Annotated in this window: 12 protein-coding genes and 1 tRNA gene; 4 read left to right on the forward strand and 9 right to left on the reverse strand. The window is 72.2% G+C overall.

Going from position 1 to position 14,990, the window contains the following annotated elements; all coding sequences use genetic code 11:
* Positions 1-18: 18 nt before the first annotated feature.
* From pdxT to pgsA, 6 genes are all read right to left on the reverse strand, one after another.
* On the reverse strand, positions 19-627 hold the full coding sequence (gene pdxT / locus ACU6P3_RS05025) for a pyridoxal 5'-phosphate synthase glutaminase subunit PdxT (RefSeq protein ID WP_344277150.1): 609 nt from the start codon (positions 625-627) through the stop codon (positions 19-21).
* Positions 628-633: 6 nt separating this feature from the next.
* The gene (gene pdxS / locus ACU6P3_RS05030; RefSeq protein ID WP_447196091.1) at positions 634-1,548 is read right to left on the reverse strand and encodes a pyridoxal 5'-phosphate synthase lyase subunit PdxS; all 915 of its coding nucleotides are present in this window, start codon (positions 1,546-1,548) and stop codon (positions 634-636) included.
* Between the two features lie 111 nt (positions 1,549-1,659).
* A complete protein-coding gene (locus tag ACU6P3_RS05035; RefSeq protein ID WP_447196092.1) occupies positions 1,660-2,208 on the reverse strand; it encodes a LemA family protein in 549 nt (182 codons plus the stop codon).
* 160 nt (positions 2,209-2,368) lie between these two features.
* Positions 2,369-3,529 carry a glycosyltransferase family 4 protein gene (locus tag ACU6P3_RS05040; protein ID WP_447196093.1) on the reverse strand — a complete coding sequence of 387 codons (1,161 nt, stop codon included), beginning with the start codon at positions 3,527-3,529 and terminating at the stop codon, positions 2,369-2,371.
* Positions 3,526-4,551, reverse strand: a complete 1,026-nt coding sequence (locus ACU6P3_RS05045) for a phosphatidylinositol mannoside acyltransferase (RefSeq protein WP_447196094.1) — start codon at positions 4,549-4,551, stop codon at positions 3,526-3,528. The genes ACU6P3_RS05040 and ACU6P3_RS05045 overlap by 4 nt, the downstream gene beginning before the upstream one ends.
* Positions 4,548-5,279 (reverse strand): phosphatidylinositol phosphate synthase, encoded by a 732-nt coding sequence (gene pgsA, locus ACU6P3_RS05050; protein WP_447196095.1) that lies wholly within the window; start codon positions 5,277-5,279, stop codon positions 4,548-4,550. The genes ACU6P3_RS05045 and pgsA overlap by 4 nt, the downstream gene beginning before the upstream one ends.
* Before the next feature lie 323 nt (positions 5,280-5,602).
* On the opposite strand from pgsA, the gene ACU6P3_RS05055 reads away from it, so the two are divergent.
* Both ACU6P3_RS05055 and ACU6P3_RS05060 read left to right on the forward strand, forming a co-directional pair.
* On the forward strand, positions 5,603-7,810 hold the full coding sequence (locus tag ACU6P3_RS05055) for an elongation factor G-like protein EF-G2 (RefSeq protein WP_447196096.1): 2,208 nt from the start codon (positions 5,603-5,605) through the stop codon (positions 7,808-7,810).
* A 399-nt stretch (positions 7,811-8,209) separates the two neighbouring features.
* On the forward strand, positions 8,210-9,862 hold the full coding sequence (locus tag ACU6P3_RS05060; RefSeq protein WP_447196097.1) for an AbeC-like domain-containing protein: 1,653 nt from the start codon (positions 8,210-8,212) through the stop codon (positions 9,860-9,862).
* Positions 9,863-9,970: 108 nt separating this feature from the next.
* Here the strand turns inward: ACU6P3_RS05060 and ACU6P3_RS05065 are convergent, their stop codons facing one another.
* Positions 9,971-10,540, reverse strand: coding sequence for an HIT family protein (locus ACU6P3_RS05065; protein WP_447196098.1), 570 nt, complete (start codon positions 10,538-10,540; stop codon positions 9,971-9,973).
* Between the two features lie 66 nt (positions 10,541-10,606).
* Here ACU6P3_RS05065 and ACU6P3_RS05070 point away from each other — a divergent pair, with 66 nt between their 5' ends.
* Positions 10,607-11,281 carry a potassium channel family protein gene (locus ACU6P3_RS05070; RefSeq protein WP_447196099.1) on the forward strand — a complete coding sequence of 225 codons (675 nt, stop codon included), beginning with the start codon at positions 10,607-10,609 and terminating at the stop codon, positions 11,279-11,281.
* A gap of 68 nt (positions 11,282-11,349) precedes the next feature.
* Here ACU6P3_RS05070 and thrS read toward each other — a convergent pair whose 3' ends face one another.
* Complete coding sequence (gene thrS, locus ACU6P3_RS05075) at positions 11,350-13,326, reverse strand: threonine--tRNA ligase (protein WP_447196100.1); 1,977 nt, start codon at positions 13,324-13,326, stop codon at positions 11,350-11,352.
* A 502-nt stretch (positions 13,327-13,828) separates the two neighbouring features.
* Here thrS and ACU6P3_RS05080 point away from each other — a divergent pair.
* Entirely contained in the window at positions 13,829-14,554 is a 726-nt protein-coding gene (locus ACU6P3_RS05080) for a 3'-5' exonuclease (protein WP_447196101.1), read from the forward strand.
* Between the two features lie 84 nt (positions 14,555-14,638).
* Here the strand turns inward: ACU6P3_RS05080 and ACU6P3_RS05085 are convergent.
* Positions 14,639-14,713: transfer RNA gene (locus ACU6P3_RS05085), tRNA-Val, on the reverse strand.
* Between the last annotated feature and the right edge of the window lie 277 nt (positions 14,714-14,990).

The raw sequence follows: 14,990 nt of genomic DNA on the forward strand, positions 1-14,990 counted from the left end.
GATCCTACCGGGCTCGGCTCACCCCGAGTCGCGCACCATCTCACCGAAGAGCCGGTGCAGCCGGTGGTCGCCGGTGAGCTCCGGGTGGAACGACGTGGCCAGCGCGTTTCCCTGACGTACGGCCACGACGTGGCCGCCGTGCTCGGCCAGCACCTCGACCTCGGCGCCCACCGACTCCACCCAGGGCGCCCGGATGAAGACGCCTTCCACGGGCCCGCCGTCGACGCCCGCGACCGCCACCGCCGCCTCGAACGACTCGTTCTGCCTGCCGAAGGCGTTCCGGCGGACGATCATGTCGATCCCGCCGATCGTCTCCTGCCCCGAGCGGGGATCGAGGATCTTGTCGGCCAGCATGATCATCCCGGCGCAGGTGCCGTACACCGGCAGCCCGTCCCGTACCCGGGCGCGCAGCGGCTCCAGCAGCCCGAAGAGCGCGGCGAGCTTGGACATGGTGGTGGACTCGCCGCCGGGGATCACCAGCCCGGCCACGGAGCCGAGTTCCTCGGGGCGGCGTACGGTCCTGGCCTCGGCGCCCGTGGCGGCCAGGGCGGCGAGGTGTTCCCGTACGTCGCCCTGCAGTGCCAGGACCCCGATCACGGGAGCCCGCGTTCCGGAGGTGGTGGGCATCTGCGGTTACCAGCCCCGGTTCGCGTAGCGCTCGTTCTCGGGGAGCGTGTCGCAGTTGATGCCGACCATGGCCTCTCCCAGATCCCGGGACGCGTCCGCGATGATCTTCGGGTCGTCGTAGAAGGTGGTCGCCTTCACGATCGCGGCGGCGCGCTTGGCCGGGTCGCCGGACTTGAAGATGCCGGAGCCGACGAAGACACCCTCGGCGCCGAGCTGACGCATCAGCGCGGCGTCGGCGGGGGTGGCCACACCACCGGCGGAGAACAGCACCACGGGCAGCTTGCCGAGTTCGGCGACCTCCTTGACCAGCTCGTACGGGGCCCGCAGCTCCTTGGCCGCCGCGTAGAGCTCGTTGTTGTCGCAGCCGCGCAGCTTGGCGATCCCGCCCTTGATCTGCCGCAGGTGCCGGACGGCCTCCACGACGTTGCCCGTGCCGGCCTCGCCCTTGGAACGGATCATGGCCGCGCCCTCGGCGATCCGGCGCAGCGCCTCGCCCAGGTTGGTGGCGCCGCAGACGAACGGCGTGGTGAAGGCCCACTTGTCGGAGTGGTTGACCTCGTCGGCCGGGGTGAGCACCTCGGACTCGTCGATGTAGTCCACGCCGAGGGACTGCAGGACCTGCGCCTCCACGAAGTGGCCGATCCGGGACTTGGCCATGACGGGGATCGAGACGGCGCCGATGATGGACTCGATCATGTCCGGGTCGGACATCCGGGCGACGCCGCCGTCCTTACGGATGTCGGCGGGCACCCGCTCCAGCGCCATCACGGCGACCGCGCCGGCGTCCTCGGCGATCCTGGCCTGCTCCGGGGTGACGACGTCCATGATCACACCGCCCTTGAGCTGCTCCGCCATGCCGCGCTTGACGCGTGCGGTGCCGGTCTCGGGGGTCTGGGGGGTGGTGGGGAGCGTGCTGGACACGGAAGCGACCTCTCAAGGGGGCTGAAAGCGGAGAACTGCCACCGAAAGGAGACGCCGCGGACGCCACCCGGGACAAGGGCCAATGAACAGCCGGTGGATCGTTCCCGTCGGTCAGGCGCTGCCCGGTCGGTCCGCCAGGGCGGCGGGTGGCTCGTCGTCCATCTCGAACGCCAGCGGAAACGCGGCGTGGCCCGCCAGCCGGAACCAGCGGACCGTACGGTGCCGCCGCAGGGCGCGGGCGGCGCGCACGGCGTCGTTGTGGAACCGCCGGGCCATCGGCACCCGGCGCACGGCCGCGGCCAGCTCCCCGGCGGCCTCCTCGCCGCCCGGCGCCGCCCGTACGGCCTCCACCTGCGCCGCCTCCCCGAACACGGCGCGCAGCGCCTGGCTCAGCTCGCTCTCCGCGACCTCGCGCTGCTCCTCCTCGGCCTGCCGGGCGGCGTGCGCGGCCTGGTACAGCACGATCGACGCGGCGGGATCGAGCACCCCCGAGGTCGCCAGCTCCTGCGCGACCGACGCCCGCCGCAGGAGCTGCGCGTCGAGCGCGGCGCGAGCGGCGTCGATGCGCGTGTGCAGACGATCGAGACGGCCGGCTGTCCAGCTGAGGTAGAGCCCGATCGCGACGACGGCGACGACGATCCAGATGAGGGTTTCGATCACGCGGCCCAACGTTACCGGTCGCCCTCGCAGCGGGCCGTGGGGTGCGCGGGCGCCCGGTGGGCGGTGCCGGGGGCCGGTGGACGGCTACAGCTGTGCGGTCCGCGACCACCGGCGGACACCTCCGGGCCCCGGCCGGGGCCCGCGCCCCGCGGGGACCTCGTCAGTCCCGCGCCAGGCCGAACCTCGCCCGCAGCCCCGGCCGGTCGTCCGTCGCCACCGACGCCGCCCCGTCCGTCACCGTCTCGTACACCGCCAGGATGTCCGCCCCGACCGTCGACCAGTCGAACCGCCGCACGTGCGCGCTCCCCCGCTCCCGCAGTTCCGCCCGCCGCGCCGCGTCCCCCAGCAGGCGTACCGCCGCGTTCGCCAGGGCGTCCGCGTCCTCGTTGGTGAACAGCTCGCCCGCCGCGCCGTGGTCCAGGACCTGCGCGAACGCGTCCAGGTCGCTCGCCAGGACCGCCGCGCCCGCCGAAAGCGCCTCGACCAGGATGATGCCGAAGCTCTCACCGCCGGTGTTCGGCGCGACGTACAGGTCGACGCTGCGCAGCAGCCGCGCCTTGTCCTCGTCGCTGACCATCCCGAGGAACTCGACACGCTCCCGCATCGGCGCCGAAAGCGACTCCACGGCCTCCTTCTCGTCCCCGCGCCCCGCCACCAGCAGCCGGGCCTCCGGGTACGCCGCGAGGATCTTCGGCAGGGCCCGCATCAGCACCGGCAGCCCCTTGCGCGGCTCGTCGATGCGGCCGATGAAGCCGATCGTGCGGCCCTGCCACGCCGGCTCCTCCCCGGCCTTGGCGAAGAAGTCGACGTCGACGCCGTTCGGGATGACCACGGCGTCGCCGCCCAGGTGTTCGACCAGCGTGCGGCGGGCGTACTCGCTCACCGCGATCCGGGCGCTGATCTTCTCCAGCGCGGGCTGGAGGATCGGATACGCCGCGATCATGGCCCGCGAGCGGGGGTTCGAGGTGTGGAACGTCGCCACGATGGGGCCCTGCGCCGCCCAGCAGGCGAGCAGCCCCAGGGACGGCGAGGCCGGCTCGTGGATGTGGATCACGTCGAACGTGCCGTCGTGCAGCCACCGCCGCACCCGGGCCGCCGACAGGAAACCGAAGTTCAGCCGCGCCACGGAGCCGTTGTACGGCACGGGCACCGCGCGGCCGGCGGAGACGACGTACGGCGGCAGCGGGGTCTCGTCGTCGGCGGGCGCCAGGACGGACACCTCGTGTCCCCGTCGGATCAGGTGTTCCGCCAGGTCCCGGATGTGGAACTGGACGCCGCCCGGCACGTCCCAGGAGTACGGGCAGACGATGCCGATCTTCACCGGGACTCCTGTCGGGACGGCCCCTGGTCGCGGGAGCCGGGTCGTGAGGACTCCTGCTGGGCGGCCCCCTGGCGCGGGGGCCCCGGTCGGGAGGATTCCGGTCGGGGCTCCCGTCGCGGCCCGGAGGACCCGTCCAGATCGGCGATCCACAGTCGCTGCAGCATGTGCCAGTCCTCCGGGTGCTCGGCGATCCCGCCGGCGAAGGCATCGGCCATCGCCTGTGCCATCACAGACGTCTTCTCGGCGCGCGTGCCTGTCCCGGGCACCTCGACGGGCGGCAGGACGCGCCCCCGCATCACCGTCGCGCCGTCGTACCACAGCGTGACCGGCAGCAGCAGCGCCCCGGTCTGCTGGGCCAGCAGCGCCGGGCCCGCCGGCATCCGGGCGCGGTGGCCGAAGAAGTCCACCTCGACACCGGACTCCGCCAGGTCCCGGTCCGCGACCAGGCACACCAGCCCGCCGGCGCGCAGCCGGCGCGCCAGGGCGCCGAAGGCGGACCCGCCGGTGTGCGGCAGCACCTCCATGCCCAGGCCCTCGCGGTACGCCACGAACCTGTCGTACAGCGACTCCGGCTTCAGCCGCTCCGCGACCGTCGTGAAGGGCACCCCGAGGACCCTGGTGGCCCAGACGCCGGCCAGGTCCCAGTTGGCCAGGTGCGGCAGCACCAGTACGACACCGCGCCCGGTGGCCAGCGTGTCGGTCAGCAGGTCGATGTCCTTGATCTCGACGCTGTCGCGCACCCGCTCCCTGCTCCAGGCCGGCAGCCGGAACGACTCCATCCAGTACCGCGTGTACGAGCGCATGCCGGCCCGGGACAGGGCGGCCAGCCGCTCGGGGCCCGCGTCCGGCACCACCCGGGCGAGATTGGCCTCCAGCCGCAGGACGCCCTTGCCGCGCCGCTTCCACGCGGCGTCGGCGACGGCCCGGCCGAGGGCGCCGGCCACCGGCTCGGGCAGCTTCTTGACCGTGCTCCAGCCGAGGCCGTACAGCGCGTCGATCAGCCGTTCGCGCACCTCGCTCATGACGCCGCCTCGCTTCCCCGCCGGCCACTGTCGGCACCGCTCGGCCCGTCGGACGGCTTGCCGGAGCGACCGTCGGACGGCCCGTCGGCGCGCGCCGCCGCGTCGGCCTCCGCCGCTTCCCGCCGTACGGTGACGACCCGCTGGCCGAGCGTCACCGCGCTGCCCACGGCAACGGTCCACAGCGCGATCGGCAGCAGGATCCCGATGCCCGGCACCCCGAAGGCGCCCAGTCCGGCCAGCCCGGCCGCGACCAGCGAGATGACCAGCCGCTCCGCGCGCTCCACCAGCCCGTTGACGGCGACCGGCAGCCCGATCGACTCGCCCCGCGCCTTGGTGTACGACACGACCTGGCCGCTGGCCAGGCAGAAGATCGAAACCGCGCAGAGGACGTTGTTGTCGCCGGTGCCCGCGTACCAGAGTGCGAATCCGCCGAAGACGGCGCCGTCTGCGACCCGGTCGAGCGTCGAGTCCAGGAAGGCGCCCCAGCGGCTGGAGATGCCCGCCTGCCGGGCCATGTTGCCGTCGACGAGGTCCGAGAAGACGAAGACCGTGATGACGATCGTCCCCCAGAAGAACTCCCCGCGCGGGAAGAAGACCAGCGCGCCCGCCATCACCCCGACGGTACCGACGAGCGTGACCGCGTCGGGGCTGACTCCACGACGGAGCAGAAACGCTGCGAACGGTGTGAGGACACGCGTGAAGAATGCACGCGCGTACTTGTTCAGCATGGCCTTCCCGAGGTTCGGTGTGCCGGGCGGCCCCTACGGCCACCGGCGGGCCGGCCGGTCCAGGTCCTGGGGCCGACAGGTCAGGCCCATCGTAGCCACGCCCCCATCGCCGCACCGCCGCCCACCCTGGCCGGGGCCGCGGGTACGACGTATGGACGCACCATGGCCGGAGTGCGAAGCTCGAAGGACCGGCGAGGGTGCCGTGGGAGCCGCCGGACGGCTCTCCGCCCGCCTCGCCCGCTCCCCGACTCCCCCATACCACTCATCTCCCTCCATCCCCCCCCATATCCCCTCACCGTGCCACCGATCAGGAGGCAGGAATCATGGGCGACAAGGCGCACACCCACCCCGGGGCCGCCGGCAGGGCGACGACGGCCGACCGGCCCGCGTCCGTACGGAACGTGGTCCTGGTCGGCCACAGCGGCTCGGGCAAGACCACACTCGTCGAGGCGCTCGCGCTCACCGCGGGCGCGCTGAGCCGGGCGGGCCGGGTCGAGGACGGCGCGACGGTCTCCGACTACGACGAGATCGAGCACCGCCAGCAACGGTCCGTACAGCTCTCCCTCGTCCCCCTGGAATGGGGCGGGTACAAGATCAATCTCCTGGACACCCCCGGATACGCGGACTTCGTCGGGGAGCTGAGGGCCGGTCTGCGGGCGGCGGACGCGGCCCTCTTCGTCGTCTCGGCCGCGCAGGAACCCGAGGCCGTCGCCGGTGCCACCCGCGTGCTCTGGGAGGAGTGCGCGGCCGTCGGCATGCCCCGCGCCCTCGTCATCACCCACCTGGACACGGCCCGCACCGGTTTCGACGAGATGACCGCGATCTGCGCGCGGATCTTCGGCGGGGACGACCCCGACGCGGTGCTGCCGCTGTACCTGCCGGTGTTCGGCGCCCCCGGCCCGGACGGCCACGCCACGGCCACCGGGCTGGTCGGACTGCTCTCCCAGAAGATCTTCGACTACGCCTCCGGGGAGCGCCGCGAACTCCCGCCCGACCCGGACCGGCTGCCGGTGATCGAGGAGTTCCGCAACCGGCTCATCGAGGGCGTCATCGCCGAGAGCGAGGACGAGACTCTCATGGACCACTACCTCGGCGGAGGTGAGGTCGACGTCAAGACGCTCGTCGCGGACCTGGAGAAGGCGGTCGCGCGGGGCGTGTTCCACCCGGTGCTCGCCGCGGCGCCCGCCGCGCCGGGTGCCCGGCAGGGCCTCGGCACGGTCGAACTGCTCGATCTGATCGCGAACGGCTTCCCCACCCCGCTGGAGCGGCCGGCACCCGCCGTGACCACGCCCGACGGCGCCCCGCGCCCGGAGATCTCCTGCGATCCGGACGGGCCGCTCGTCGCCGAGGTGGTCAAGACCGCCTCCGATCCGTACGTCGGCCGGATGTCCCTGGTACGGGTCTTCTCCGGCACGCTGCGGCCGGACGAGACGGTGCACGTCTCCGGCCACGGCCTCACCGACCGCGGCCACGAGGACCACGACGTCGACGAGCGGATCGGGGCGCTCTCCTCCCCCTTCGGCAAGCAGCAGCGGGTGCTGGCCCACTGCGTGGCGGGGGACCTCGCGTGCGTGGGCAAGCTCTCCCGCGCCGAGACCGGGGACACGCTCTCCGCCGCGGCGGACCCGCTCCTGATGGAGCCCTGGACCATGCCCGACCCGCTGCTGCCGCTCGCGGTGCGGGCGCACAGCAAGGCCGACGAGGACAGGCTGTCCCAGGGGCTGGCACGGCTGGTGGCGGAGGACCCGACGATGCGCCTCGAACAGAACCCGGACACCCGCCAGGTGGTGCTCTGGTGCCTGGGCGAGGCGCACCGGGAGGTGGCGCTGGACCGGCTGCGCGGCCGGTACGGGGTCCAGGTGGACGCAGTACCGTACAAGGTCGCCCTGCGGGAGACCTTCGGCGCGCGGGCGGCGGGGCGCGGCCGGCACGTCAAGCAGTCCGGCGGCCACGGGCAGTTCGCGATCTGCGAGATCGAGGTGGAGCCGCTGCCGGCCGGGTCCGGCGTCGAGTTCGTGGACAAGGTGGTCGGCGGCGCGGTGCCGCGCCAGTTCATCCCGTCCGTCGAGAAGGGGGTGCGGGCACAGGCCGCGCGCGGGGTCACGACCGGGTACCCGCTGGTCGACGTCCGCGTCACGCTGCTCGACGGCAAGGCCCACTCGGTGGACTCCTCCGACGCCGCGTTCCAGACGGCGGGCGCGCTGGCGCTGCGCGAGGCGGCCGGGGAAGGGGCGATCCAACTGCTGGAGCCGGTCGCGGACGTGGCGGTCCTGGTGCCCGACGCGTATGTCGGACCGGTGATGAGCGACCTGTCCGGGCGGCGCGGCCGGGTGGTCGGCACCGAACAGGCCGGTCCGGGGCGGACGTTGATCCGGGCGGAGGTGCCGGAGCTGGAGCTGGGCCGCTACACGTTGGACCTGCGGTCGGTCACCCACGGCGCCGGCCGGTTCGACCGCTCGTACGCCCGCCACGAGCCGATGCCGACGGCCGTCGCGGACCGGCTCGGTGAACGGGAGGCGGCCGAGGTCTAGTGCCGCGACCGGCAAGGTTTGCCCGTCAAGGAGCGGCGTGCCCGCGCCGTTGCCGGGAGGGGCGACGCGGGCACGCCGCCGGTACGCTCCGGGTGCGTCGCCGCCTCCCGGCTACGTGGCCCGGCACCACAGCCGACGCCTCCCCGGGGAGGGCGCGCGCACCGGCGCACGCCCCCAGGCGCTCCCGAGCGCCCGCGCACGCCTCAACTGGCGGCGAGCATCGGCGCGTACGCGTACGCACGTGCCGGTGGCCGAAGACGGGCGGACCCCCTGACGCGGAGAGTGCCGCACGGTTACGCTGTGATGCGCAGCTCCAGCAGGTGTGCGGGGCACGCGAGCCGGGAAGAGGCTCGGGCGGCAGGACTACTCGCGTTTACGTGCGGCAAGGGGGCGGCGGCGATGGCGGACGGGTTCGACTTCAGCCCAGGAGCGCAGGTGCCGCTCCAGGGCGCGGCCGGCCAGACCGCGGCGACCCATGCGCTCGCTTCGGCGGCGTACCGGGACAGCCCGATGGAGGAGATCCTCAAGGCCGACAACGAGTGGCACAAGTCCAAGGTGACCAAGGGCCGTTTCTCGCTCTTCGAGCCCAATCTCGGCGAGGCGTTCTCGCAGGCCGTCCGGGTGCGGATGCTGGGCGCCGGGCGGGCGGCGCTCATCCAGTCCTTCGGCATGGAGCCGCAGACCGTGGTGGAGCACGCCCTGGCGGCCGGCCACATCCGCAAGGAGCGGGACACCAAACTCACCGCCGTGACCGTCGTGTTCGGCGTGCTCTTCCTGCCCGGCCTGCTGATCTGGCTGGGCGTCTTCCAACTGCGCCGCACCCTCGCGGGGTCGAAGGACAAACGGACCGGACTGCTGGGCAACGGGGCGCTGCTGGCCGTGGGGGTACTGGCCGTGATCTTCCTGATCCGGCTGCCGTTCGACGGCGTCCTGGGCTGGTACCTGCGCGCCATGCTCGTCGCCCCCGTCATCGGCTGGGTGCTCGCCAAACGGATCTGTGAGTCGACCGCCAAGGACCTGCGGGAGCGCTGGGACGGCCTCCTGTCGGGCGGCGGTCTCGGCGCCAAGATCCCCGACGCGGTCCCCGGCAATCCCGGCGACTCGGCCCGGGAGGCGCTGCGCCAGAGCCTCCAGAACCTCACCGCCGAGCAGCACTCGAACATGGTCTTCTACGCCGGCCCCAAGGGCATTCTCGGCATGGGCACGCGCTGGGGCAGCTGGCAGCTCGCCGAGGAGCTGGTCCCCAAGGAGCCGGGCAAGGAGATCCACCAGTTCCGCAGCTACGACGTGATACGGGCGATGCACGACCAGCTGAAGCTGCTGGAGCGGGGCCCGCTGAACTCGGGCGGCTTCCCGAAGCCCTCGGTCAAGCACTGGATCGTCTCGGCGGTCGGTGAGGGCGCCGGCTCGGTGTCCCGGCGCGAGGGGCAGGACGTCGAGGCGTTCCAGGTCAAGCCGCACGAGATACAGCGGATCTGCAACGAGCAGCAGTTCGGCAGCAACGAGCGCCACTACCTGGGCGTGCAGTTCGTCCTCTGGGACGGCCAGCTGATCATCACCATGATGATCACGGTCACCGTGCTGCACGAGACCCTGCGCATCGAGATCACCGGCCACGCCCTGGGCCCGGTGCACCCCCTCTTCACGACGAAGTCGTCCCCGAAGACGATCACCAAGCCCAAGACCGTCCGGTTCTGGGAGACCACGTCGACCACCCTGCCCCTGGTCGAGCCGAAGGAGGTCGTCCGGCTCGCCGTGCGCGCGCCCCTCACCTGGTACCCGCCGGTCCTCGACTTCCTCGGCGGTAAGCTCTCCCTGCCCGAGCCCTTCGGCCTGCGGCACGCCTGGGCGGACCAGCCGTGGCGGCACCGCTTCATGGCCGACGACGCGATGCGCGCGGCGACCCCGATCCTGCGGGTGGCGCACAACGCCGCGCTGAAGGTCCTGGACGAGCACGGCGTGGACACCGAGCGCTTCGGAAACCGCTCCCTGTCCCTCGGCGGCGCGGTCCAGGACGCCGCACCGAAGAAGGCCGACGTCTACGACGCGTAGGCCGACCACGAGCAGACGGGACGACAGGCACGGAGCGACAAGGACGCGGGCATGTGGAGGCGCGCCCGCGTCGCTACGTCCCGTGGCGGCGGCAGCGGGAGCCGCCGCCTACGGCTCGACGGAGGCGGGCCAGGCGTCCGCGAGCATCGCGCGGGTGTCGGCGAGCAGCTGCGGCAGCACGCGCGTATGTCCGACGACCGGCATGAAGTTGGCGTCGCCGCCCCAGCGCGGCACGACGTGCTGGTGCAGGTGGGCGGCGATCCCGGCGCCCGCAGCGACACCCTGGTTCATCCCGATGTTGAACCCGTGCGCACCCGACGCCGTACGCAGGGCGGTCATCGCGCGCTTGGTGAAAGCGGCCAGCTCGGCGGTCTCGGCCTCGTCCAGCTCCGTGTAGTCGGCGACGTGCCGGAAGGGCACCACCATCAGGTGCCCGCCGTTGTACGGGTAGAGGTTGAGCACCGCGTACACCCGCTCACCGCGCGCGATGACCAGGCCGTCCTCGTCGGACTTCGCCGGGATCGAGCAGAACGGGCACCCGTCGTCGGCACCCGGCCCCGTGGGCTTGTTCTCACCCTGGATGTAGGCCATCCGGTGGGGCGTCCACAGACGCTGGAACGCGTCCTGGGTGCCCACTCCGATCTGCTGTTCCGGCTCACTCGTCATGCTGTGCAGCATATGACTTCGGGCCCCCCGAGCGTGTCGCCGGGCCCGCGCCGCAGGGCCTGCGGGGATGCTGGGCGGATGCATGTCCGCCCCGGCCCCGACCGGCTGCGCCACTGGGAACAGCGCACGGATCTGCCCCTGCTGGTGGCCTCGCCGGTCTTCCTCGCCTGCTACGCGGTACGCGTCCTCGCGCAGGGCGCCGACCCGATCCTGCGCGATCTCGCGCTGGCCCTGGCCCTGACGATCTGGGCGGGGTTCGCGCTGGACTACGGGGTACGCCTGGTCCTCAGCGGCCAGGGCATCGGCTTCGTACGGACGCACTGGCTGGACACGGTCGTCCTGCTCCTGCCGCTGCTGCGGCCCCTGCGGATCGTCGACACGTACACGACGGTCCAGCGCCGTCGCGAGCACCCCCGGCTGAGCCTGTACGGGCGGGTGATGTCCTATGCCGGGATCACCTCCGTCCTGCTCAGCTTCTCCGCCGCCCTCGCCGTCTACCAGCTGGAACGGGACGCGCCCGGCGCGACGATCGTGACCTTCGGTGACTCGGTGTGGTGGGCGTGCTCGACGATCACGACGGTCGGGTACGGGGACGCGACGCCGGTGACCCCGCTCGGACGGTCGTGCGCGGTGTTGCTCATGGCATGCGGAGTCGCGCTGCTGGGGGCGGTGACGGGTTCGTTCTCGTCGTGGCTGGTCCAGGTCTTCGGCCGAGAGGAGCGAAACGGCCAGGAGCCACCGGTCGGACGCTGAGGACACGGAGAGGCCCCCGGGAGCCGACGACGCTCCCGGGGGCCTCCGATGCCGGTGGCGGCCGGCCGTCACACCTGTACGCGGCGCTCCACCACGTCGACGAGCTTGGCCAGCGCCTCGTCACGCGGAACGCCGTTCTCCTGCGATCCGTCGCGGTGGCGGAAGGACACCGTGCCCGCGTTCATGTCGTCGTCACCGACGATGATCATGAAGGGGACCTTCTGCTTCTGCTGCGTGCGGATCTTCTTCTGCATGCGGTCGGACGACGCGTCCACCTCGACCCGCAGGCCCTTCTTCCGCGCCTCGGCCGCGAACTCCTGGAGATAGGGCACGTGCGCGTCACCCACCGGGATGCCCACCGCCTGCACCGGCGCCAGCCACGCGGGGAACGCGCCCGCGTAGTGCTCCAGCAGCACCGCGAAGAACCGCTCGATCGAGCCGAACAGCGCGCGGTGGATCATCACAGGCCGCTGCTTGGTGCCGTCGGGGGCGGTGTATTCGAGATCGAACCTTTCGGGGAGGTTGAAGTCGAGCTGCACGGTCGACATCTGCCAGGTCCGCCCGATGGCGTCGCGCGCCTGCACCGAGATCTTCGGGCCGTAGAAGGCGGCACCGCCCGGGTCGGGGGTGAGCGGCAGCCCCTGCTTCTCGGCCACCTTGCGCAGGACCTCGGTGGCCTCCTCCCACGCCTCGTCCGACCCGACGAACTTCTCCGGGTCCTTCGTGGACAGCTCCAGGTAGAAGTCGGTCAGACCGTAGTCGCGCAGCAGGTTCAGCACGAAGGTCAGCGTCGAGTCCAGCTCGTCCGCCATCTGCTCGCGGGTGCAGTAGATGTGCGCGTCGTCCTGGGTGAAGCCGCGGGCCCGGGTCAGGCCGTGCACGACGCCGGACTTCTCGTACCGGTACACCGTTCCGAACTCGAAGAGGCGCAGCGGCAGTTCACGGTAGGAACGGCCCCGCGCGTCGAAGATCAGATTGTGCATCGGGCAGTTCATGGGCTTCAGGTAGTAGTCCACACCCTCGTCGAGCTGCATGGGCGGGTACATCCCGTCGGCGTACCAGTCCAGGTGCCCGCTCTTCTCGAAGAGCGCGCCCTTGGTGGCGTGCGGCGAGTAGACGAACTCGTAGCCCTCCTCCTCGTGCCGGCGGCGCGAGTAGTCCTCCATCACGCGGCGGATGATGCCGCCCTTCGGATGGAAGACGGCGAGACCGGAGCCGACCTCGTCGGGGAAGGAGAACAGGTCCAGCTCGTTGCCGAGCTTGCGGTGGTCGCGCTTCTCGGCCTCGGCCAGGAAGTCCAGGTGCGCCTTCAGTTCCTCCTTGGAGGGCCACGCGGTGCCGTAGATGCGCTGGAGCATCGGGTTCTTCTCGCTGCCCCGCCAGTACGCGGCGGCGTTCCGCATCAGCTTGAACGCGGGGATGTTCCGGGTCGTCGGCAGGTGCGGCCCCCGGCACAGGTCCTTCCAGCACAGCTCGCCGGTCTTCGCGTCGAGGTTGTCATAGATGGTCAGCTCACCGCCGCCCACCTCGACGTCCGCGCCGTCGTCGGTCGAGGCGGCGCCCTTGATTCCGATCAGCTCCAGCTTGTACGGCTCGTCCGCCAGCTCCTCGCGGGCCGCCTCGTCGGTGACGACGCGGCGCGAGAAGCGCTGGCCGCGCTTCTGGATCTCCTGCATCTTCTTCTCGATGGCCTTGAGGTCATCGGGGGTGAAGGGGGTGGCCACGTCGAAGTCGTAGTAGAAGCCGTCCCTGACCGGCGGGCCGATGCCCAGCTTGGCCTCGGGGTGCAGCTCCTGCACGGCCTGTGCCATGACGTGCGCGGTGGAGTGGCGCAGGATGCCCAGACCGTCCTCGGAGGAGATCTCGACGGGCTCGACGACCTCGCCGTCGGAGACCTCGTACGCGAGGTCCTTCAGCTCGCCGCCCACGCGGGCCGCGATCACGGTGCGCTCGCCGTGGAAGAGCTCGGCCGCCGTAGTGCCCGTCGTCACCACGCGCTCTTCCCGCTCGGAATCGCGTTGGATGATCACACGGACGTCTGACACCGGTCTCTCCTGACTGAAGGGGCGCGACAGCGGACACTGCGCGTTCTGAATCGTACCGAGCCGCCGGGGCCACTCGCGAAACGGATTACCGGCCGAAGAGCGCAGCGCCCGGGCGAGGGCCGGGGCCGACCTCCGGGCCTCGGCCGGGGCGCCCCCGTGGACCGCACGCGCTCACAACCGTTCCGGTCCGGCGTCGTCGGCCCCGGCCTCGGGGCTCAGGCCGGGCTCGCCCCCTGCCGACCGCCCGGACCGCCCGGACCGATCGCCCGGACCGATCGTCCGGTCGGCCGGACGCGCGCGCCCGACGCAAGCGGAACGAATCGGCGCCCGCCGGGACGACAGCCGTACGATCCCCGCCCCCGGCGGAAAGGCGGCGAGGCATCCCCGGGCCACCGAAGGCCCGCCCGTCCTGAACGGCGCGTACCGCACGACCTGTCCGGGTATCAACCGGATCGGGCAGTGGACGAGCGTCATCTGCCGTGCGGGCGCGAGGAGTTCGGAAATGACGTACTGGTTCGAGGGGCCGTTGGCGGCATTTGACACGGAGACGACAGGAATGGACGCCGAGCAGGACCGGATCGTCTCGGCCACCGTGGTCGTCCAGGACATACCGGGAGGCCGGCTGCGGGTGTCCCGCTGGGTGATAGATCCGGGGGTGCCGGTGCCGTCGGAGGCCACCGCCGTCCACGGCCTCACCGCGGACTTCCTGCACCGCAACGGCCGGTGGCCGGCGCCGGCCGTGGAGGAGCTGGCCGGCGAGGTGGCGGCCCAGTGCGCGGCGGGCCGTCCCCTGGTGGTGATGAACGCGCCGTTCGATCTGACGCTGCTGGACCGCGAGTTGCGCCGGCACCGGGCCTCGTCACTGGAGGGCCGCCTGGCGGGGGTTCCGCTGCGGGTGCTGGACCCCCTCGTGCTCGACCGGCACCTGGACCGCTACCGCAAGGGCCGCCGTACGCTCACGGACCTCTGCGCGCGGTACGGCGTCGAGCTGGACGAGGCACATGACGCGTCGTCCGACGCGCTGGCGGCGCTCGAGGTGGTGCGGGCGGTCGGCCGGCGGTTCTGCGCCCGGATGGAGCGCCTGACGGCCGCCGAACTGCACACGCTCCAGGCCGTGTGGCACGCGGCACAGGCGCGCGCCGGGCAGACCTGGTTCTCGCGCAACGGCGCGCAGGAGCCGGTGGACACGGCGTGGCCGTTCAGGCCCGCACTGCCCGCCGCGGCCTGACCGCCCGATGTCCGCGCGAACGGCCGGGCGGCGGAATGAGTCAACGAGTAAAGGCCGACCCGTCATGGACGGACCGGCCTCTCCTGGTGGGCGATACTGGGTTCGAACCAGTGACCTCTTCGGTGTGAACGAAGCGCTCTCCCGCTGAGCTAATCGCCCGGGAACGGACTGAACCATACAGGTCTCGACGGCTTTCCTTCAAACCGGATACGACGTACTCGCGCCGGCCCCGGCGCCGCACTCGCCGGTCGCGGAGAAGGCCCCGCCACGGCCCAGCAGTCGACCCGACTCGACGCGCGCGGGGGCCGGTTGCCGATGCGCCGGGCTTCGCACCGCCTCCTGGACGGCACGAGGACGGCGTACGGGCCGCTCGCCGGCCGGACGCGCCGATCACGGGGAGCCCGCGAAGGCCCGGGTCCGCGGAAGATCCGCGTAC

The sequence above is a fragment of the Streptomyces hebeiensis genome, from assembly GCF_052983195.1.

Excerpts from the sequence above, each read along its gene's own strand:
- pdxT (WP_344277150.1), bottom strand. The coding sequence starts at position 627 with ATGCCCACCACCTCCGGAACGCGGGCTCCCGTGATCGGGGTCCTGGCA.
- ACU6P3_RS05045 (WP_447196094.1), bottom strand. The coding sequence starts at position 4,551 with ATGAGCGAGGTGCGCGAACGGCTGATCGACGCGCTGTACGGCCTCGGC.
- pgsA (WP_447196095.1), bottom strand. The coding sequence starts at position 5,279 with ATGCTGAACAAGTACGCGCGTGCATTCTTCACGCGTGTCCTCACACCG.
- ACU6P3_RS05055 (WP_447196096.1), top strand. The coding sequence starts at position 5,603 with ATGGGCGACAAGGCGCACACCCACCCCGGGGCCGCCGGCAGGGCGACG.
- ACU6P3_RS05060 (WP_447196097.1), top strand. The coding sequence starts at position 8,210 with ATGGCGGACGGGTTCGACTTCAGCCCAGGAGCGCAGGTGCCGCTCCAG.
- ACU6P3_RS05065 (WP_447196098.1), bottom strand. The coding sequence starts at position 10,540 with ATGCTGCACAGCATGACGAGTGAGCCGGAACAGCAGATCGGAGTGGGC.
- ACU6P3_RS05070 (WP_447196099.1), top strand. The coding sequence starts at position 10,607 with ATGCATGTCCGCCCCGGCCCCGACCGGCTGCGCCACTGGGAACAGCGC.
- ACU6P3_RS05080 (WP_447196101.1), top strand. The coding sequence starts at position 13,829 with ATGACGTACTGGTTCGAGGGGCCGTTGGCGGCATTTGACACGGAGACG.